18 protein-coding genes are annotated in these 21458 nt (G+C 28.9%); 9 read left to right on the top strand and 9 right to left on the bottom strand.

What is annotated here, in order from left to right:
- Positions 1-829: 829 nt before the first annotated feature.
- From ARA19_RS16490 to dnaA, 8 genes are all read right to left on the bottom strand, one after another.
- On the bottom strand, positions 830-1618 hold the full coding sequence (locus ARA19_RS16490) for an HAD-IIB family hydrolase (protein WP_055072005.1): 789 nt from the start codon (positions 1616-1618) through the stop codon (positions 830-832).
- Positions 1619-1799: 181 nt separating this feature from the next.
- Positions 1800-4340, bottom strand: a complete 2541-nt coding sequence (gene gyrA, locus ARA19_RS16485) for a DNA gyrase subunit A (protein ID WP_055072004.1) — start codon at positions 4338-4340, stop codon at positions 1800-1802.
- Between the two features lie 21 nt (positions 4341-4361).
- Positions 4362-6278, bottom strand: coding sequence for a DNA topoisomerase (ATP-hydrolyzing) subunit B (gene gyrB / locus ARA19_RS16480; protein WP_055072003.1), 1917 nt, complete (start codon positions 6276-6278; stop codon positions 4362-4364).
- A gap of 57 nt (positions 6279-6335) precedes the next feature.
- A complete protein-coding gene (gene remB / locus ARA19_RS16475; protein ID WP_055072002.1) occupies positions 6336-6602 on the bottom strand; it encodes an extracellular matrix regulator RemB in 267 nt (88 codons plus the stop codon).
- A gap of 22 nt (positions 6603-6624) precedes the next feature.
- Positions 6625-7710 carry a DNA replication/repair protein RecF gene (recF, locus tag ARA19_RS16470; RefSeq protein WP_055072001.1) on the bottom strand — a complete coding sequence of 362 codons (1086 nt, stop codon included), beginning with the start codon at positions 7708-7710 and terminating at the stop codon, positions 6625-6627.
- Between the two features lie 53 nt (positions 7711-7763).
- A complete protein-coding gene (yaaA, locus tag ARA19_RS16465) occupies positions 7764-7970 on the bottom strand; it encodes a S4 domain-containing protein YaaA (RefSeq protein ID WP_055072139.1) in 207 nt (68 codons plus the stop codon).
- Between the two features lie 68 nt (positions 7971-8038).
- Positions 8039-9139 (bottom strand): DNA polymerase III subunit beta, encoded by a 1101-nt coding sequence (gene dnaN, locus ARA19_RS16460; RefSeq protein ID WP_055072000.1) that lies wholly within the window; start codon positions 9137-9139, stop codon positions 8039-8041.
- A 275-nt stretch (positions 9140-9414) separates the two neighbouring features.
- Positions 9415-10782 (bottom strand): chromosomal replication initiator protein DnaA, encoded by a 1368-nt coding sequence (gene dnaA, locus ARA19_RS16455; RefSeq protein ID WP_055071999.1) that lies wholly within the window; start codon positions 10780-10782, stop codon positions 9415-9417.
- Positions 10783-11896: 1114 nt separating this feature from the next.
- Between dnaA and rpmH the strand changes: the two genes are divergently transcribed.
- The 9 genes from rpmH to noc all read left to right on the top strand — a co-directional run bounded on the left by rpmH (position 11897) and on the right by noc (position 19758).
- Positions 11897-12031, top strand: coding sequence for a 50S ribosomal protein L34 (gene rpmH, locus ARA19_RS16450; protein ID WP_055071998.1), 135 nt, complete (start codon positions 11897-11899; stop codon positions 12029-12031).
- 63 nt (positions 12032-12094) lie between these two features.
- Positions 12095-12481 (top strand): ribonuclease P protein component, encoded by a 387-nt coding sequence (rnpA, locus tag ARA19_RS16445; protein ID WP_055071997.1) that lies wholly within the window; start codon positions 12095-12097, stop codon positions 12479-12481.
- Positions 12453-12665, top strand: coding sequence for a membrane protein insertion efficiency factor YidD (gene yidD / locus ARA19_RS16440; RefSeq protein ID WP_055071996.1), 213 nt, complete (start codon positions 12453-12455; stop codon positions 12663-12665). The genes rnpA and yidD overlap by 29 nt, the downstream gene beginning before the upstream one ends.
- A 27-nt stretch (positions 12666-12692) precedes the next feature.
- Positions 12693-13436, top strand: a complete 744-nt coding sequence (yidC, locus tag ARA19_RS16435; protein ID WP_055071995.1) for a membrane protein insertase YidC — start codon at positions 12693-12695, stop codon at positions 13434-13436.
- 21 nt (positions 13437-13457) lie between these two features.
- The gene (gene jag / locus ARA19_RS16430; RefSeq protein WP_055071994.1) at positions 13458-14081 is read left to right on the top strand and encodes an RNA-binding cell elongation regulator Jag/EloR; all 624 of its coding nucleotides are present in this window, start codon (positions 13458-13460) and stop codon (positions 14079-14081) included.
- Between the two features lie 508 nt (positions 14082-14589).
- Positions 14590-15966, top strand: a complete 1377-nt coding sequence (mnmE, locus tag ARA19_RS16425) for a tRNA uridine-5-carboxymethylaminomethyl(34) synthesis GTPase MnmE (RefSeq protein ID WP_055071993.1) — start codon at positions 14590-14592, stop codon at positions 15964-15966.
- 12 nt (positions 15967-15978) lie between these two features.
- The gene (gene mnmG / locus ARA19_RS16420; RefSeq protein ID WP_055071992.1) at positions 15979-17865 is read left to right on the top strand and encodes a tRNA uridine-5-carboxymethylaminomethyl(34) synthesis enzyme MnmG; all 1887 of its coding nucleotides are present in this window, start codon (positions 15979-15981) and stop codon (positions 17863-17865) included.
- 286 nt (positions 17866-18151) lie between these two features.
- On the top strand, positions 18152-18871 hold the full coding sequence (gene rsmG / locus ARA19_RS16415) for a 16S rRNA (guanine(527)-N(7))-methyltransferase RsmG (protein ID WP_055071991.1): 720 nt from the start codon (positions 18152-18154) through the stop codon (positions 18869-18871).
- 107 nt (positions 18872-18978) lie between these two features.
- Positions 18979-19758 (top strand): nucleoid occlusion protein, encoded by a 780-nt coding sequence (gene noc, locus ARA19_RS16410; protein WP_055072138.1) that lies wholly within the window; start codon positions 18979-18981, stop codon positions 19756-19758.
- Between the two features lie 26 nt (positions 19759-19784).
- Here the strand turns inward: noc and ARA19_RS16405 are convergent, their stop codons facing one another.
- Entirely contained in the window at positions 19785-21197 is a 1413-nt protein-coding gene (locus ARA19_RS16405; RefSeq protein WP_055071990.1) for a basic amino acid/polyamine antiporter, read from the bottom strand.
- Positions 21198-21458 lie beyond the last annotated feature (261 nt).

Below are 21458 nucleotides of genomic sequence, written 5' to 3'. Positions count from 1 at the left end.
ATTACCTTACCAACTAGCTAATGCGACGCGGGTCCATCTCATAGCGAATAAATCCTTTGATCACTAAATGATGCCATCTAATGATGTTATGCGGTATTAATCTCCCTTTCGGAAGGCTATCCCCCACTATGAGGCAGGTTACCCACGTGTTACTCACCCGTCCGCCGCTAATCCATTTCCCGAAGGAAATTTCATCGCTCGACTTGCATGTGTTAGGCACGCCGCCAGCGTTCATCCTGAGCCAGGATCAAACTCTCAAATAAAAGTTTAATCTCAAGCTTTCGCTTTTAATTTAAAAACATAAAAGAATTGCTGGTTTATAATAAATTCGTCTGTTTAATTTTCAAATATCATTTTTACTCTGTCGCTCTCAAGCGACTTCTTTATGTTACCATCAATCGCATTCTTTGTCAACATTTTTTTTAAAGTTTTTTTCGAAACTTTTAAGTTATTTTGTTGCGCATCTCAGCGACGAGATTTATCTTATCATGATATACTCCCTACTTCATATATTAATTAGCTTATTTAAATAAATAAAGTATCTTATTCTTAATTTTTCTCTCTTTTTCTTTATTTTTATATATATGATACACCAGGAAAAGATGTACTTAGAAAATATAACTTTTCTCATTAATCTTCTGAAATGAAGTCTTTTTTCTTTAACTAAATTACTCTATTTCACTACAAATTTAATTATTTTTTTAATATGTCACTATATATTTTTTTAATAATTGTTCTAAATTCGAAAAAAATTTCCACTAAAAATTAATGAACCTATAAGATTACTTTACATTAGCAATCTTATAGGTTGTCCAACTTTAAAATTATATTATTTTTTTAATACGTAATTATCAATACATTCTGAAAAACTACTTATTACATACTTAGCATGTTTCTTTATTTCTTCTTCAGCATAATCAAAAGTAAAACTATTTTCTTGGCCACTTAACATGGATATATCATTTCCTGAATCTCCAATAGTAAATATATCTTTACTATCTATTTTAAATAACTCCTCTATATACTTCACACCTTCTCCTTTAGAACATCCTTTTGGTACTATATCTATAAAATGATTATTTCTATAAGCAACCATAAAATCGCCATATTGACTATTTACCATTTTGCATATCTCTTCTAGTAGTTCTATATACTTACCATCTTCTTTTTTATAATGTATTGCTATAGCTAATATATTTTGATTTAATACTTCTTCTAAATTTAAAGATTCTAATTTAAAGCCATCATCTTCTTTTATTAGATTTTCTCCATTTCCATGTACTAAATAATACTTCTCACCATTATTTACACTTATGTTCAAAAATTCTGATTTAATAGAATTTATAATATTATAAACATCTTTATTTCTTATTTCTTTCCTATGAACTATATTTTTTTCAGAATCTAAAATCATAGCTCCATTTAGAACTATATAATAATCAAATTTAATTTCATGTTCTTTTTCTACCATTTCAACCCCTTCTAAAGATCTTCCTGTACAAGCCACAGCTATATTGTCATTCTCTTTTAATCTTTTAAAGGCGGCTATATTTTCTCCATCTCTTTCGTCATAATGTATTAAAGTTCCATCAATATCTGTAATAAATATTTTCTTCATTTTGACCTCTCTAATATCTCCATAAAATTATCCACAATAAATTAAATAATAATATTTTTTTATATACTAATACTATATTCGTCTATACAAAATAGTTTCATAGAATATTATTTAAGAAAAAAAGTAGGCAAAGATATATCTCTACCTACTTTCTTTTATCCAACTTAAATATCAGTTTATTTTATTCTTCGCTTTCCTCAGCTCTTTCTAATAATTGTTCTAAACCATTATTAGAAACAGTTTCATCAGCGACTTCTTCATTTTCTACATTTTCATTCTCATCATCTTCAAGCTTTTCACTAGCTGGTATTTTAGCTATAGCAACAACTTCCTCTTCTTCTAGAGTTCTCATTACTTTAACTCCCATAGTAGCTCTGCTTGTTGTAGATATATCTGCTACATTAACTCTTATAGCAACACCACTATTATTTATAAGCATTATTTCATCATCATCTTTACATACTGTTGCACCAACTACAACCCCTGTTTTATCTGACAATTTATATGTTATTAGACCCATTCCACCTCTACCTTGTACTTTGTACTCAGTTAGACTAGTTCTCTTACCATATCCAAATTCACTTATAACTAAAAGTTTTTCGTCTGATACAGCTATATCCATACATACAGCTATATCTCCATCTCTTAGAGTAATAGCCTTAACCCCTGAAGCAGTTCTACCCATAGGTCTAACATCTTGCTCATTAAATCTAATAGAGTATCCATTTCTAGTTACAACTATTATATCAGCATCTCCATGAGTAAGTTTTACTCTTAGAAGCTCATCACCTTCTCTTAAGCTAATAGCTATAAGACCTGATTTTCTTATGTTTCTGAAATCAGTTAAAGGTGTTTTCTTAACTATACCATTTTTAGTACCCATAAATAGATAAGCATCATCTTTTATGTCATCATCTTTTAATGTTAACACAGTTTCAATTCTCTCATCTGGGTCTAATTGTATTAAGTTAACTAGGTTTAATCCCTTAGCAACTCTTCCTGCATCTGGTATTTCATAAGCTCTAAGTTTATAAACTTTACCTAAGTTAGTAAAGAATAATACATCAGAGTGAGTTGATGTTACAAATACATGTTCAACAAAGTCGTCTTCTTTTGTTGTCATGGCTTGAATTCCCTTACCACCTCTTCTTTGAGCTGAATAAGTATCTGCTGATATTCTCTTAATATATCCACCATGTGTAAGTGTTATAACAACATCTTCTTCTTGTATTAAGTCTTCTATATCTATTTCATTAGCTTGTTTTTCTATTTGAGTTTTTCTTTCAGTAGCAAACTTAGCTTTAATTGCTAAAAGCTCCTCTTTGATTACTTCTAGAAGTCTAGCTTCACTACCTAAAATTTCATTTAAGTAGTTTATAAGCTTCATAAGTTCATCATATTCAGCTTGTATTTTATCTCTTTCCAAGCCAGTTAATCTTCTTAATCTCATTTCAAGAATTGCTACTGCTTGCTTTTCACTTAATGAGAATTTTTCAACAAGAGTATTCTTAGCTATTTCTGCTGTTTTTGATTCTCTTATTATTCTTATAACCTCATCAATATTATCTAAAGCTATTATTAATCCCTCTAAAATATGAGCTCTTTCCTTAGCCTTATTTAATTCAAATACAGTTCTTCTTGTTATAACTTCTTTTTGGAAGTTTATATAATGAGTTAATACTTGCTTTAGATTTAAAACCTGAGGTTCATTATCTACTAAGGCAATCATAATAACTCCAAAAGTATCTTGCATTTTAGTATGTTTATATAAAGTGTTTAGAACTACATTTGCATTAGCATCTCTTTTTAGTTCTATAACTATTCTCATACCTTCTCTATCAGATTCATCTCTTAAATCTGATATACCAGTTACTTTTTTATCTTTTACTAAGTCTGCAATATTTTCAATAAGTTTAGCCTTATTTACTTGATAAGGTAGTTCTGTAACAATAATTTTATTTCTACCGTTTTCTTCTTCAATTTCAGCTTTAGCCCTTACTACTATTTTACCTTTTCCAGTTTCATAAGCAGCTCTTATTCCTGCTCTTCCCATTATTATACCTGATGTTGGGAAGTCTGGTCCTTGTATGTAAGTCATAAGTTCTAAAGATGTTAATTCATCATTATCTATTAATGCAATAGTTCCATCTATAACTTCACCTAAGTTATGAGGTGGTATATTTGTTGCCATACCGACTGCTATACCTGATGATCCATTAACTAAAAGGTTAGGATATCTTGAAGGAAGTACAACAGGTTCCTTTTCCTCACCATCAAAGTTAGGAATAAAATCTACTGTATTCTTATTTATATCTCTAAGCATTTCTGTAGCTATTTTAGTCATCTTAGCTTCTGTATATCTCATTGCCGCTGCTGAATCTCCATCAACTGAACCAAAGTTACCATGACCATCTACAAGCATTTCTCTCATTGAAAAATCTTGAGCCATTCTTACTAAGGCTTCATAAACAGAAGAATCACCATGTGGATGATACTTACCTAAAACTTCACCGACTATTCTCGCACATTTTCTATAACCTTTTTCAGGTGTTAATCCTAGTTCTTGCATTGAATAAAGTATTCTTCTATGAACTGGTTTTAACCCATCTCTAACATCAGGAAGCGCACGGCCTACTATAACACTCATTGCATAGTCGATATAGCACTTCTTCATTTCATTATTTATATCTATGGGTATAACTTTTCCCTCATTAAAATTCATGTGATTCACCTCGTATTAGTACTATATATCTAAATTACTTACTTTCTTAGCGTTCTTTTGAATGAATTCTCTTCTAGGCTCAACTTTATCTCCCATAAGAATTGTAAATATCTCATCTGCTGCCATAGCATCTTCTACACTTGCTCTTAATAAAATTCTCTTATCTGGATCCATTGTTGTTTCCCATAATTGAGAAGCATTCATTTCTCCAAGACCTTTATATCTTTGGATATTTACTGTACTATCCTTACCGCCAAGTTCTTCTAATGCTACTTCTAATTCATTATCTGAGTAAGCATAGCTTTCTTTCTTACCTTTAGATACTTTGTATAGTGGTGGTTGTGCTATATAAATGTGTCCACCTTCTACTAATTCTCTCATGTATCTATAGAAGAATGTTAATAATAATGTTCTAATATGAGCTCCATCAACATCGGCATCGGTCATTATTATTATTCTATTATATCTAATCTTTTCTATATCAAATTCTGGTCCTATACCTGCTCCAATTGCAGTTACTAATGATCTTATAGTATCAGAACCTAAAATTTTATCTAATCTTTGTTTTTCAACGTTCATTATTTTACCTCTTAAAGGTAAAATTGCTTGGAATTTCCTATCTCTTCCTTGCTTAGCTGAACCACCCGCTGAATCCCCTTCGACTATGTAAACTTCACACTCTCTAGGGTCTTTTGAAGAACAGTCAGCAAGTTTTCCTGGTAATGAACTTCTTTCTAAAACTGATTTTCTAGTTAATTCTCTTGCTTTTCTAGCCGCTTCTCTTGCTCTTGAAGCAAGTAATGCCTTTTCTACTATGATTTTACCCACAGCTGGATTTTCCTCTAAGAAACTAGCGATTCCTGGACCAACTATTGAATCAACTGCACTTCTAACTTCAGTATTACCTAACTTTGTCTTAGTTTGCCCTTCAAATTGAGGGTCTGTTATTTTTACAGATATAACAGCTGTTAGTCCTTCTCTTATATCATCTCCTGAAAGGTTTTTATCATTTTCTTTGATATGACCAAACTTTCTAGCATAATCATTTATTACCCTAGTTAAAGCTGTTTTAAATCCTGCTAAGTGAGTTCCACCTTCAATGGTATCTATGTTGTTGGCAAAGGTGAATATATTTTCGTTAAATCCATCGTGGTATTGTAATGCTACTTCAACTATTATTTCATCCTTTTCACCTTCAACATAAATAGGTTCTTGATATAAGGCTTCTTTATTTCTGTTTAAGTAAGAAACAAATGATTTTATTCCACCTTCATAATGGAATTCTTCTGCCTTAACTTCTTCTTCTCTTTCATCTATTAATTCTATTCTTATACCTTTATTTAAAAATGCCAATTCTCTTAATCTTTGTTCTAGTATCTCAACATCATATACTGTTTCTTCAAAGATTTCTCTATCTGGCTTAAAATGAACAGTTGTTCCATGTCTGTCCGTTTCACCTATTTTTTCAAGGTCACTAGTTACATTACCTCTTTCATAACTTTGTTTCCAAACTTCACCATCTCTATATACAGTAACTTCACACTGTTCTGATAGAGCATTAACAACTGATGCACCAACTCCATGAAGACCACCAGATACTTTATATCCACCGCCTCCAAATTTTCCCCCAGCATGAAGAACTGTCATTATTACTTCAACTGTTGGTTTATGCATTTTAGGATGCATTCCAACTGGCATACCTCTACCATTATCTGAAACTGTTATTGAATTATCTTTATGTATATAAACTTTGATTGTATCACAATAACCAGCTAAAGCCTCATCTATACTATTGTCTACTATTTCATATACTAAATGGTGTAATCCCCTTGAACTTGTACTTCCTATGTACATTCCAGGTCTTTTTCTTACAGCTTCAAGACCTTCTAGAACCTGTATTTGACTCGCATCATAACTTTGATTATTTTCTTGTAACATATAATTCCTCCTACTACATACACTCCACCTAAAAAATTAAGGCCAAAGCATTAAGATTTAAGGATTATGATGGTAATTAACATCTGTACGTTTTGTTAATGTTGATGAAGATATTGGTGAAAGGTAAATTCTACTCATTTTATTTACCTCTGCAACCACAAAAGATTTGGGTGCTTCATCTGTTATTCTCTCAACAAAACCATCTTCATCTGCCATTCTTAAAAATTGAATAGTATCTGAACTATCCATGGCAGATTTTATATCAAATATTCCTATAACATCCTTGATGGGAACAACAACATTCTCCCCTAAATGTAAAAACACAGATCTTCCTCCTTCTGAACAATTAAGTAATTATTGAACCTTCCTTAACTTTAAACACTTTAGATTTATCATCCAAATAATTTGTTAAATCCTCAATTCCTGTACATGTTATTATACTCTGAATTCCTTTTATAGACCTTAATATATATGCTTTTCTACTAAAATCTAGCTCAGACAATACATCATCTAAAAGCAATACTGGAAATTCTCCTGTAAGCTCTTTTATTATTTTTAATGACGCAAACTTAATTGTTAAAACAGAAGTTCTTTGTTGTCCTTGTGAGCCATAAATTTTAGCATCCATAGAATTTAATAGGATTGTAAAATCGTCTCTATGTGGGCCTATGGATGTGATTCTCTTTTCTATATCTTTTTTTCTATTTGCTTGTAATTGAGTTAATATCGAATTTTCTATTGTATCTAAATTCTTGACAGTAGAAATATATTTAAACTCTATAATTTCTTTTCCACTAGTTATATCCCTGTGGATATCTTCAGCATAGTGGTTTAATTTATCCATATAATTTAATCTAGACTTTATTATAAGTTCTCCGTACTTAGCTAATTGCATATCGTAAATGTCTAGCATTGATTCATCTATATTTTTATTTTTCAATACTGTATTTCTTTGATTTAAAATTTTATTGTATTGAACTAAATTATAATAATACTTTGAATTTAGTTGACATAATTCCATATCAAGAAACTTACGTCTTACACCAGGTGATTCTTTAACAATTCTTAGGTCCTCTGGTGAAAACATAACAACATTGAAAGTCCCAACCAACTCACCAATTTTAGCGACCTTTATCGAATTTATTTGTATAGCTTTTTTTCCGTCCTTTAATATATTTATATCTATTCTTTTGTCTAATCTACTTTTAGCAACCTCTAACCTTATAAATGCCCTGTTTGAATTTAATTCTACAAGTTCTTTATCTCTATTGGTTCTATGAGATTTTGCAAAGGCACAATAATAAATAGCTTCAAGAATGTTTGTTTTTCCTTGGGCATTATTTCCCATAAAAACATTGACATTTGGTCCTAAGCTAATTGCTAGAGTTTTGAAATTTCTATAATTTAATAATTGTAAATTCTTAATATACATATAAACACCTATATTAATTATAACATATAACTTAACTATAAATCTTGATTTTATTAAATTAACTTATAAATTTCTCCTTCAAACTCTACTTCATCCCCTACTCTTAATTTTTTCCCTCTTTGAGTGCAAATTTCTCCATTTACAGAAACCATTCCATCTTGAACAAACATTTTTGCTTCAGATCCTAGAGAAACTGCTCCACACCATTTTAAAAATGAATCTAATTTTATAAATTCTGTATTTATTTTTATTTCTTGCATAACCTTAATTAAACTATAAGCCATAAAATTATTTTATGACTTATAGCTATTTCCTCCTAAAAAATATTTTACTTAGCCATTCTAACTGGTAATACTAAATATTCACAGTCATCATTGTTTTTATTTTTTATTATACATGGTGAAACTCCACTAGTTAATTTAATTTGGATATTTTCTTCTTCCATATTTTTCAAGACATCTAAAAGATATTTTGAGTTAAATGCAATTTGCAATTCTTCTCCTTGCATTTCCATTTCCACTTCTTCCCTTACTTTTCCCAATTGAGAATTAGAAGTTATAACTATAATATCATTTGATATGTTAAACTTAACCAAATTAGTATTTCCGTCCTTAGCCATTAAAGATGCTCTTTCAATACCATTTTGTAATTCTTGTCTATTTACATCAATAAGTATTTTATGTTCTTTTGGTAATAAAGAACTGTAGCTTATAAATTCACCCTCTAATAGTCTTGATATTATTTTAGTATTACCAACATTGAATAAAATATGATTGCTTGTAAAGGTAATATTTACTATATTGTTTGAATCATCTAGTATTTTTGATACCTCATTGAAAGTTTTTCCTGGTATTACAGCACTGATATTATTTGGATTATCTATGAATTCTCTTCTTAAAGCTAATCTATATCCATCAAGAGCAACTAAATTAAGGTTTGAATCTTTAACTTCAAAAAGAATACCTTGAAGTATTGGTCTAGTTTCATCTTGAGCTGTTGCAAAGGCTGTTCCTTTAATCATATTTTTTAATAATCCTTGAGGTATTGAACAGTTCATGTCTTCACTTATGTTTGGTAAGCTTGGGAAATCTTCTGCATTCATGTGGATTAAATCAAAAACTGATTTTTTACACTGAATTTCTATTATGTTATTTTCTTTTGTTGTTATGTGAACTTCATCATTAGGTAATTTTCTTACTATTTCTCCTAAGATTTTAGCATCAACAACTATTGCACCTTGTTCAATAACATTAGCTTCAATTTTTGTTTCGATACTAACGTCTTTATCAGAACCGATAAATGTAATTAAATTGTTTTTACACTCTATGTACATACCTTCTAAAATAGGCATAGTACTTTTACCAGTTATTGCTTTTTGAGCTATAGCTATAGCTTCTTGTAATTTACTTTTTTCACATGTGAATTTCATATCAAAAATCCTCCTTAAAATTAAAAAAGATATATTTTAAAATTTTACTTAAAATATAGATAAAAATATATAGATAATATATATATAATAGTAATAGGGCCTGTGGATAATGTGGATAACTATGCTAAACATAGTAATATCAACGGTTTACATAATGTGAAACTTGTGGATAACTCTGTGGATAACTATGTGAGTTATCCACAGAGAAAAAAAGGAAATGTTGATAAAATAAAAAATCAACACTTATCCACAGAAAGTTATCCACAGCCTGTGGATTATTTTCTATTTAACTTGTTAGTTATATCATTTATTGTATTTTGTAATGCCTCATCAGTTTTTAGATTTTCGGAAATTTTTTCATAAGCATGTATTACAGTAGTATGATCTCTACCTCCAAATTCTTCACCGATTTTAGGTAAAGACATATCAGTTAATTTTCTACTTAAATACATGGCTATTTGTCTTGGGTATGCTATAGTTCTTAATCTTCTTTGGGATTTTAAATCATCTACTCTTAGATTAAAATAATTAGCAATAGCTTCTTGGATAGTTTCTACTGTTACAGCAGAAGTACCTTTATTAGCGATAATATCTTTTAAAGCTTCAGATGCTAAATCAACAGTGATTTCTCTGTTTGTTAAAGAAGAATAGGCAACTATTCTTATTAATGCGCCCTCAAGTTCTCTAATATTTGATTTAATCTTTGTTGCAATGTAGACCATAACTTCATTAGCAACGTTAAGTTTTTCTGAATCAGCTTTTTTCTTTAAAATAGCCATTCTAGTTTCAAAATCAGGTGGCTGAATATCTGCAATTAAGCCCCACTCAAATCTAGAACGTAATCTATCTTCTAAGGTTGGAATTTCCTTTGGTGGTCTATCTGATGACAAAATTATTTGTTTATTATCTTCATGTAATGCATTGAATGTATGGAAGAATTCCTCTTGAGTTCTTTCTTTTCCACCTATGAACTGAATATCATCAATCAAAAGTACATCTACATTTCTGTATTTATTTCTGAATTCCTCATTTTTATCATCTTTAATAGCATTAATAAGCTCATTAGTAAATTTTTCTGAGGAAACATAAACTACTTTTGCTTTTGGATTTTCATTTAATATGTAATGCCCGATAGCATGCATTAAGTGCGTCTTTCCAAGGCCGACACCTCCATAAATAAATAGAGGATTATATGCTTTAGCTGGAGATTCAGCTACTGCTAAAGATGCAGCATGAGCAAATCTATTACTGTTACCTATAACAAATGAATTGAAAGTATATTTAGGATTTAAAGTAGCTGTCATTTCATCGCTAACAGTAACAGAGCCTTTTAGTTGGTCTTCTGGATTTATAATATCTGTGTCTTTTTCAGCATTTTCTTCAGCTTCTACATCACTTTCTAGAAGAAATTCAACCTCCATGGTTCTTGAAGTAACTATTTTTAATGCTTCAACAACCAAGTCTTTATATCTCTTATTCAATATTCCTTTAGTAAATTCATTAGGAACAGTAAGCTTTAATATATTATCAGAGATAGAAAGAGGATTACAATTTTTTATCCAAGTATTAAAGCTTATTTCATTAAGTTCATTCTTTATAATTTCTGATGCTTGTTCCCATGTTTTATTTAGTTGAGCATCCATTTTATATCCTCCAAAATTAAATAAGTAAAATATTTCTATAAGTGCTTTCGTTTTCTTAGTATAAAATTGAATATTTGAGTTATCCACAAGTTATCCACAAATTATCCACAGAACAAGCTGTATAAAATTTAAATTGTGAGTAACTTTTAAACAGCTGTTGATAACTCTGTTGATAACTCTGTGGAAAAGTAGTTATCCACAACATGTGGATAACTTTTATCCACATTATCAACAAGTTGAATAATGGCTTAAATACTAAGTTTAAATGATCTTTAAAAAAATAATCAACAAATAATTCACATGTTATCAACAGGTTTATCCACAGGTGTGGATAACTTGTACTAATATCCAAATTTTATGAATAATACCTAACTATAATACCATAAAGTCATAGGGGGTTTCAATAAGTTATCCACAAAAAATGCTTGTCTGTGGATAACTTTATCTGTGGATAACTTTATCATGGTGTAAAAAAAATCCAAGGAAATAGGAACCTGTGGATAACTTTGTGGATAAGTATAAAATACAAAAAATATACATGGTAGATATTATGTAAAATAGATAGAGTAAGATGCGCTAAAGAAATACTTTAAATAACATGTGGAAAACATAATAATATTTTAATAAAAAAATATAGTAATAAAATAAATTAATGTGGATAAAAAACAAAAGGTTGTGGATAAAATTTTAGTTTCTTTGTTGTATATTGAAATATTAATTTTGAAATTTAAGATTTTTATTGAAATATCTAAGATTTGTTTTAATTATGTACAAGTAGGTGAGATTTTAAACTTAAATTAAAAAATAAAGTTACATGAATATTAAAGTAAGTCTTAATTTATCCACAGGTTAAATGAAGTTATAAACAATTAAATACTATTTATTATTTTGAATTGTGGATAAAATTATAAAAGATCATCTTTTTATTACTACTAAAGTATTATATTAAATGACTTAACATTATTTATTATAATAAATTTTAACATAACTATAATAGTGTATTTTCTTGACATTGTAAATAGAGAACTATATAATTAAAAGGTAAAACTTAAAAAGGTAAGTATATAGTTTTTATTACTATAAATAATTTTTTGAAAAAGGGGGTGCATTTTCAATGTTCATGACATATCAACCAAAAAAGAGACAAAGAAAAAAAGAGCATGGTTTCAGAAAGAGAATGAAAACTAAATCTGGAAGAAATATTTTAAAAGCTAGAAGACAAAAAGGTAGAAAAAAATTAACAGCATAAGGGCCACTATAATGTGGCCTTTTTCTGCAATAATGGCAGATTTTTAAGGAGAGAAGCTTTCAAATGAGTATTGAAAAACTAAGAAAGAATAAAGAATTTAGATTAGTTTACAGACGTGGGGCATCTTTTTCGAATAAGTTACTGGTCTTATACGTTTTTAAAAATAGAAAAAATTTAGATGAAAATAAAAATCCTTATAATAAAGTAGGAATTTCAGTAAGCAAAAAAGTTGGTAAGAGTGTCGTTAGAAGCAGAGTGAAGCGACTTATTCAAGAAAATTATAGAACAAAATTTAAAAATATAGCTTTAAAAGAAGGTTATGATTTTGTTTTTATAGCTAGAACCGCTATTAATGATAAAGACTTTTATGAAATAGAAAGATCTATGAGAAACTTGTTTTTTAAGGCAGGTGTCATTAAGGATGAAAAGGTTATTAATAAAAATAGTTAAATTGTACAGAAAGTATATATCTCCTTTGAAGGGCAGACCAACTTGCATATATGTTCCGACTTGTTCGCAATATGCAATTGAAGCTATTGAAAAATATGGTGCTCTAAAAGGAGGATTTTTAGCGATAAAAAGAATTTTAAGATGTCATCCATTCCATAAGGGTGGTTATGACCCTTTAAAATAATAAAATATTTGGGAGGTTTGATAAAGGGTGCAGAATATATTAAAACCTATTACGGATATATTTTCTAAAATATTCCATGTATTTTATGTATACATGAGTGGTTTTGGGATTGATAAGGGTACTTCATATGTTATAGCGGTAATTTTATTAACTATATTAGTAAGATTATTAATTTTACCATTAACAATGAAACAATTAAAATCTCAAGCTGGAATGCAAGAAATTCAACCTTTATTAAAAGAAGTACAACAAAAGTATAAAAATAATCCTGAAAAATTAAATGCAGAAACAATGAGAATTTATAAAGAGAATAATGTTTCTATGGCAGGTGGATGTTTACCACTATTTATACAAATGCCTATATTATTTGCTCTTTATTATGTATTTTATAGTTTACCAGGGACTCAAGGAGTACCATTCTTATGGATACCAAACTTACAAAGTCATGATCCATACTACATCTTACCTGTTTTATCAGGTTTAAGTACTTATGCATCATCTTACTTAATGTCAAAGAGCACATCACAAAATGGTCAACAAGGACCTATTAACATGGGTGCTATGAACATAGGTATGGCATTAATGTTAGGATTTATGTCAATGAAATTCCCAGCTCTTCTAGTTATATATTGGATAACTGGTAATATAATTCAAATAATTCAAACATATTTCTTAATGACAAGACCTATGAAGAAAAAAATGATGGCAAAAGAAGCTGCTGCTGGAGTTATTGATGTTACACCTAAGAAAAATAATAAGAAAAAGAAATAATTAATTTAGGTGGTGAAAAGGGTGAAGCAAGTTGAAGTTAGTGGTAAGTCTGTAGAAGAAGCTTTAGAAAAAGCTTTGAAGGAGCTTAATCTTACAAAAGATAGAGTAAACTTTAAAGTACTAGAAGAAGGCAGTAAGGGATTCTTGAATTTTATAGGAACTAAGCCAGCTAGAATATTGGTAGATATTAAACCAACATCTTTAGAGTTAGGCATTGATTTTTTAAAAAGTGTTCTTAATGAAATGGGAATTTCTACAGAATTAATTGTTGAAGAAACTGATGATATTGTAAAAATAAATATTACAGGAAAAGATGTTAAATATGCTATTGGATATAGAGGAGAAACTTTAAATTCTCTTCAATATTTAACAAGTATAGTCGTTAATAAAGACGAAAAAACATCTTATAAAAGGGTTATTCTAAATGCAGAAAATTATAGAGAAAAAAGAGAAAAAACTCTTGAAAATCTAGCTTTAAAAACTGCATATAAGGTTAAAAAATATGGAAGAAGTTATAAACTTGAACCTATGCAATCTTATGAAAGAAGAATAATCCATGCAACTCTTCAAAATGATTTAGAAGTAACTACTACTAGCGAAGGTGTAGAACCTTTTAGACGTGTTTTAATTAGTTTAAAGAAATAGCAAAAGAAGCCATAATAGGCTTCTTTTTTTATTTCATTAATTTTGACTTATTATATTTACTTAGGTAAAATAAAGTGAAACTTAATTTTAATTAAAAATTTCATATATTTTTATAAATTCTGAGGAAAAAATTTTTTTTGTTTTAAAAAATAATTTTAAAGAAATAATTAAAGTTATAATAGATAAATTGAAAGTTAATTAAGACAGATTTAATGCTTTCTCTGAATTTTAATAAAAGTTATCTAAGAGATGTATGTTTAGTTATTTTTATCTTATAGGATGGGAGTATTACAAGCATTAATCATCAGATAAGGGTAAGATACAGGATAAATTAAATTTAAATAAATAAAGAATTAACTAAAAAATAAGTTAGACAAAAAAATATAAAATGAATGAAAGTGAGGTGAAAAAACGTTTGCCAATATAAAAAACTAATAATATCATAAAGTTTTAAAATAGATAATTAATTAAGACTTATAGATATTTATAGATTTTGGCAACGGAAGTTATGAGAGAATTTGATACTATTGCAGCTATTGCTACAGCTTTAGGAGAAGGTGGAATAGCAATAATAAGAGTATCTGGGGATAAGTCTTTACATATTGTTGATAAAGTTTTTAGAGCTGTTAATGGAAAAGACATGGCATCAATGAAGCCTTATACAATGAGATATGGTCATGTAGTTGATGAAAATAATGAAGTAATAGATGAAGTTATTGTTAGTTTTATGAAAGGACCTAAAAGTTTTACAGCAGAAGATACTGTTGAGATAAATTGTCACGGTGGAGTTATTTCAACAAATAGAGTATTACAAGCAGTAATAAAAGCTGGTGCTAGACTTGCAGATCCTGGTGAATTCACTAAAAGGGCTTTTTTAAATGGAAGAATAGATTTAAGTCAGGCAGAAGCTGTTATGGATATAATTAGTGCTAAAACGGAGCTTTCCATGAAATCTGCAATGATGCAAAGTGAAGGTAGATTATCAAAGGAAATAGAAAGACTTAGAGCGGAAGCACTTAATGTCTTAGCTTTAATAGAATATGCAGTAGACTTTACAGAAGATGATGAAGAACCAGATGAAACTATTCCTCCAAGAGTTAAAGCTGGAATAGAAGGACTTATAAATGAAGTAGACACTCTTATAGAAAGTGCTGATGAAGGAAAACTTATAAGAGAAGGCTTAAATATAGTAATTGTAGGAAAGCCTAATGTAGGAAAATCATCGCTAATGAATATACTTTTAAATGAAAAAAGAGCCATAGTAACAGATATAGCTGGTACTACTAGAGATGTTATAGAAGAATATATAAATTTAGATGGAATACCTGTTAGAATAATAGATACAGCTGGAATCAGAGAAACAGAGGATGTTGTAGAAAAGATAGGTGTTGAAAGATCTAAGGAAAAAATTAATCAAGCTGACTTAGTAATTTTTATGTTAGATACAAGTAGAGAGCTTGATGAGGAAGATAGAGAGATAATAAATTATATAAAAGATAAAAAATACTTAGTTTTATTAAATAAGGTTGATTTAGAAAGAAAAATTGATTTAGACGAGCTAAAAGACTTAGAAAATAAAATCGAAATTTCAGCAAAAGAAGCTTTAGGAATAGATATACTTAAAGATGAAATAAAGAATTTATTCTTTAGTGGAAAAATTGATAGTGAAAGTCTTATAGTTACTAATACAAGACATAAGCAAGCCTTATATAGAGCTATAGAAAATTTAAATCAAGGTTTAAATGGTATGAATAGAAATGAATTCTTAGATTTAGTTTCTATTTATGTAACTTCAGCCTTAAAGGCTTTAGGAGAGATCACAGGGGCGGAAGTTGAAGAAGATGTGGTTAATAAAATATTCGCAGAATTTTGTTGTGGAAAGTAGGAGAGTTTAACTATGAGATATAATGCAGGAGATTATGAAGTAGTTGTTGTTGGAGCTGGTCATGCAGGAGCAGAGGCAGCTTTAGCTTCAGCTAGAATGGGATGCAAGACATTACTTTGTACTCTAGCTTTAGATGCAATGGCTTTAATGCCTTGTAACCCTAATATAGGGGGAACAGCTAAAGGACATTTAGTTAGAGAAATTGATGCTTTAGGTGGAGAAATGGGTATTAATATAGATAATACTTTCATTCAATCAAGAATGCTTAATACATCAAAGGGACCAGCTGTTCACTCATTAAGAGCACAAGCTGATAAAAAAGCTTATCAAAATAGAATGAAAAGAGTATTAGAAGGACAAGAAAACCTTACAGTTAAACAAGCTGAAGTTGTAAGTATTGATGTAGAGGATAATGAAGTTAAAGGTGTTTTAACTAAGAATGGTGCATACTTTACTTGTAAATCTGTTGTTCTAACAACTGGAACATATTTAAAGAGTAGTGTAATCACTGGAGATGTTAAATATACATCAGGACCAAATGGTTTAATTCCAGCTATGAGTTTATCTGATTGTTTAGAGGAACTTGGAATTTCACTTAGAAGATTTAAAACAGGTACTCCAGCAAGAATAAATAAGAGAACTGTTGATTTTTCAAAAATGATAGAACAACCAGGTGATGATAGAATAGTGCCATTCTCATTTTTACATGAAAATGTTGATAGAGAACAAGTTTCTTGTTGGTTAACTTATACAAATGAAGAAACACATAAGGTTATAAGAGATAATATTGATAGAGCACCTATGTATAATGGAACTATTAATGGCGTAGGACCTAGATATTGTCCATCTATAGAAGATAAAGTTATGAGATTCCCTGATAAGGAAAGACATCAAGTATTTATAGAACCAGAAGGTGATGATACTGATGAAATGTATGTTGGTGGAATGTCATCATCACTTCCTGAAGATGTTCAAATAGCAATGTTAAGAACTATAGAAGGTCTTGAAAATGTAGAAGTTATGAGAACTGGTTATGCCATTGAGTATGATTGTATTGATCCAACGCAACTTTTACCAACATTAGAATTAAAGCATATTAAAGGGTTCTTTAGTGCAGGTCAAATAAATGGAAGCTCAGGATATGAGGAAGCTGGTGCACAAGGAATTGTTGCTGGTATTAACGCAGCACTTAAAGTTAAAAATAAGAATCCAATGATACTTACAAGATCAGATGGATATGCTGGAGTTTTAATAGATGATTTAGTTACTAAAGGAACTAATGAACCTTATAGAATGATGACATCAAGAGCAGAATATAGACTTTTATTAAGACAAGACAATGCTGATTTAAGACTTACTGAAATAGGTAGAGAAGTTGGACTTGTAGATGATGAAAGATATAAAAAGTTCATTGAAAGAAAAGAAAACATAGAAAATGAGCTTGAAAGATTAAAAGAACTTCAAATAACAAATAAAAATGAAGTAAATGAGTTTTTAGTTAGTTTAGGTTCAGTGGAATTAAAGAAACCAATAAGATTATATGAACTTATTAAAAGACCTGAACTTGATTACTTCTCATTAAAGCCTTTAGACCCTGAAAGACCAGAATTACCTATGGATATTGGGGAACAAATAAATATAATGGCAAGATATGAAGGATATATAGAAACTCAATTAGAGCAAGTTGCTAAATTCAAGAAGATTGAAAATAGATTAATACCTGAAGAAATTAATTATGAAGAGGTTAATAGTCTTAGAGTTGAGGCAGTTCAAAAATTATCTAAAATAAGACCATTAAATATAGGGCAAGCTTCAAGAATATCAGGGGTTTCACCAGCTGATATATCAGTTCTTTTAATATACTTAGAGCAATATAATAAGAGACAAAATAAACAATAGGATTAAAATAAAGGGTTGTATCGTAGATATATCCCTTTATTAATTTTTAAAATTATGAAATTTAGAGTTTATGATATATTTATCCACAGGTATAATTACTTTTGTGATTTAATAAGGTTATTAGTTATATACCCTGTGGATAATTTTATAGACTAAAGTTTAATTCAAATAGAGTTAAAGTTTTATTTTAAAAAGTTATCCACAGATAAATAAAAAATAAATTTTAAAAATAATCTGTGGATAAAGTTAGCCATAAAATAATCCACAAAAATTAAGGAGGACAAAAATGCAATATTATGAATTAATGAAAAATGCAAGTGAAAGAGTTGGAATGGAGTTTAATGAGGATAAATATAAAAAATTTATGTTATATAAAGACTTATTAAAGGAATGGAATGAAAAAATAAATTTAACTGCTATAACAGAAGATGAAGATATAGTAAAAAAACATTTCATAGATTGTATTAATGCTTTTGAAGCTGAACAATTTAAAACTGCAAAAACTATTATAGATGTAGGAACAGGTGCTGGTTTTCCAGGGCTTCCAATAGCTATAATGAGAGATGATGTTGAAGTAACATTATTAGATGCTTTAAATAAAAGAATTAATTTTTTAAATATAGTTATAAATAGCTTAGGATTAAAAAATATAAGAACAATTCATGCTAGAGCAGAGGAAGGTTCAAGACAAAAAGAATTAAGACAAAGTTTCGATATAGCAACTTCAAGAGCTGTTGCAAATATGTCTATGCTTTCAGAATTTTGTATACCTTATGTAAAAACAGGTGGATATTTTATAGCTTTAAAAGGGCCAAATATAGAGGAAGAATTAGTAGATGGAAGAAATGCTGTTAAAACTTTAGGTGGTGTTATTGAAGAAGTTAAACCAGTAAAAATAGAAGAAACTGATTTAAATCATAATTTAGTTATTGTAAAAATTATAAAAGGTTGTGGAAAAACTTATCCAAGAAATATGGGAAATATAAAGAGAAAACCCCTAAAATAAATTTAATGTTAAGAAGTTAAGGGATTTATTGACAAAGTACATTAAGATTTATTAACATAATAAATATATATGGAAAATTTAAGGATTTATAAGGGATGGTATGGGAAATGCACAATCAAGTAGTATATGTTCAATTAGATAAAATAATACCTAATGCTTATCAGCCTAGAAAGTATTTTGATAGGGAGGCTTTAGAAGAGCTTTCATTATCTATAAAAGAATATGGAGTGATACAGCCTATAACCATAAGAAGAATTGGTAGTGTTTTTGAAATCGTTGCAGGGGAAAGAAGATGGAGAGCATCTAAGTTAGCTGGATTAGAGAAAATTCCTTGTGCTATTGTTGATATTACAGATGTAGAATCAGCAGAAATTGCCCTTTTGGAAAATTTACAAAGAGAAGATTTAAATTTCATAGAAGAAGCAGAGGCTTACTATAATCTTATACATGATCATAAATTTACTCAGGAACAGTTAGCTGAAAAAATGGGAAAAAAACAATCTACAATAGCTAATAAATTAAGATTATTGAAGTTAACTTCAGTAGTAAGAAGGAAAGTATTAGAAGGAAATTTAACAGAGAGACATAGTCGGGCATTACTTTCATTACCTAATGAAGATTTGCAAATAAGAGTTATAGAAGAAGTTGTTGAAAAAGCTTTGAATGTTAAAAATACAGAAGAACTTGTAAATAGAAAGCTTTTAGAAATAGCTGGAGATGATTTAAAGAAAGAAGAAAAGAAAAAAATATTAGGTTCTTTTCAAACTAAGATATATGTTAATTCAATAAAACAAATTTTTGATAAATTTAAAATTCCAGCTAAGTATGCTTCAAAGGATTGTGGAGAGTACGTGCAAATAACAGTTAAAATACCAAAAAAAAAATAAAAAAAAGGTTGCTAACGCAACCTTTTTTATTTTGAGAATAAAGGAAATACAAAGTAAATTAATGATAGTAATCCTAATATTGTTATTATTGTACATAGGATAGCTTCCCATTTAGCATTAAATATTTTTTCTTTATTCTCTACAGAACGTATTATTAAGAAAATTAATCCTAAAGCATATAAAATCATAATCTGAGCAAGTCCAGTAATTCCAGATGTGGAAAGAGCAAATAATGCAAAGATTAATCCGATTAATCCATAAATAAAGTTTTTAGTTTCTCCATCTTTTTTAGCTAATTTCATTAAGAATAAAGCAGATAATAAGTAAGGTAATAATACCATTGCTGTAGCAATGTTAGTAACTAATGTAAAAGCATTATTAGCAAACATAGCAAATACAAATACTACTTGCATTATGATTGCATTTAAAATTAATGCATTTATAGCAGCACCACTTTTTGATTTTTTAGCTAAGATTTTAGGGAAAACTCTATCTCTTGCTACGGACATAGGAACTTCTGCATTTATTATATTCCAAGCAATCCAAGCACCTAATACAGATACAAGAACTCCTAAATTTATTATTACAGCAGCCCAAGTTCCATAGGTTCTTTGTAAAACACCACCAAGGGCAGGATTTTGTAAGTTTACTAGAACATCTTGCTTTAAAGCTCCATAACTAAGTAGTGAAACAAGAACATAACATATTAAGGTAAATATATAACCTATAATTGTTGCTTTTCCAACATCCTTAGGATTCTTTGCTCTTTCAGAAATAACAACAGCACTTTCTATACCAACAAATACCCAAATTGTATTTAAAAATCCATTACGAACTTGGTTAGAAATAGATCCTAAAGTTGAGCCTGTATTATTTATTAAATGTTCAGCAAATATATCTTTAAAGAAGATATTGGATTTAAAACATATTATTAATAAAATTATAGCTAATATGACAGGGATTAATTTTGTTATTGTAGTAATTTCATTTAGTTGATTGGCTATTTTCATACTTTTAGCAATTATAAAGATAATTCCCCAGATCATTATTACAGAAATGATTAATGAAGGTATACTATCTAAGCCTCCTATTTGAGGAAAGAAATTATGTAAAGCATAAATAAATAAAACTACATATGAAACATTTCCTAAAAGATGGCTAAACCAATAGCCCCAAGCTGATAAAAAACCAATATACTGGCCAAAACCTTCTCTTGAATATGTGTAGATACCATCATATAAGTCTGGTCTTTTGTCTGATAATGTTTGAAAAACTTTTCCTATAAAGAACATACCTACACCTGTTATAATCCAAGCGATTATTGTTGCTAAAGGTCCGCAAGCATTGGCCATTTCAGATGGTAATTGAAATATACCACTACCTATCATGGAACCAACAACCATAGCAATTAATCCAAATAAACCAAGTTTTTTTTCCATTAAGTTATCCTCCGTTATTTAATTGTATTTCTTTTGTGTAATTAATTATTATTTTTAATAATTTTAAGTTAAATTATCAAATTTTATTTTTAATTAACTTAACTTAAAATAGGATTATCTAACTTAATAATTAAATAATGAGATAAAATTCATTTGAATTAATATATTGGTAGGTTTTAAGAGTAATTCTACCAGTGAATAATATAATAGTCAATTATAGGTTTGTTTTTCCACTGAATAATATAGAATTAAAACATTTTA

Origin of the sequence: Clostridium massiliamazoniense (assembly GCF_001403635.1) — a bacterium.
Taxonomy (GTDB): domain Bacteria; phylum Bacillota; class Clostridia; order Clostridiales; family Clostridiaceae; genus Sarcina; species Sarcina massiliamazoniense.
This window is presented reverse-complemented; position numbering and strand designations above follow the sequence as displayed.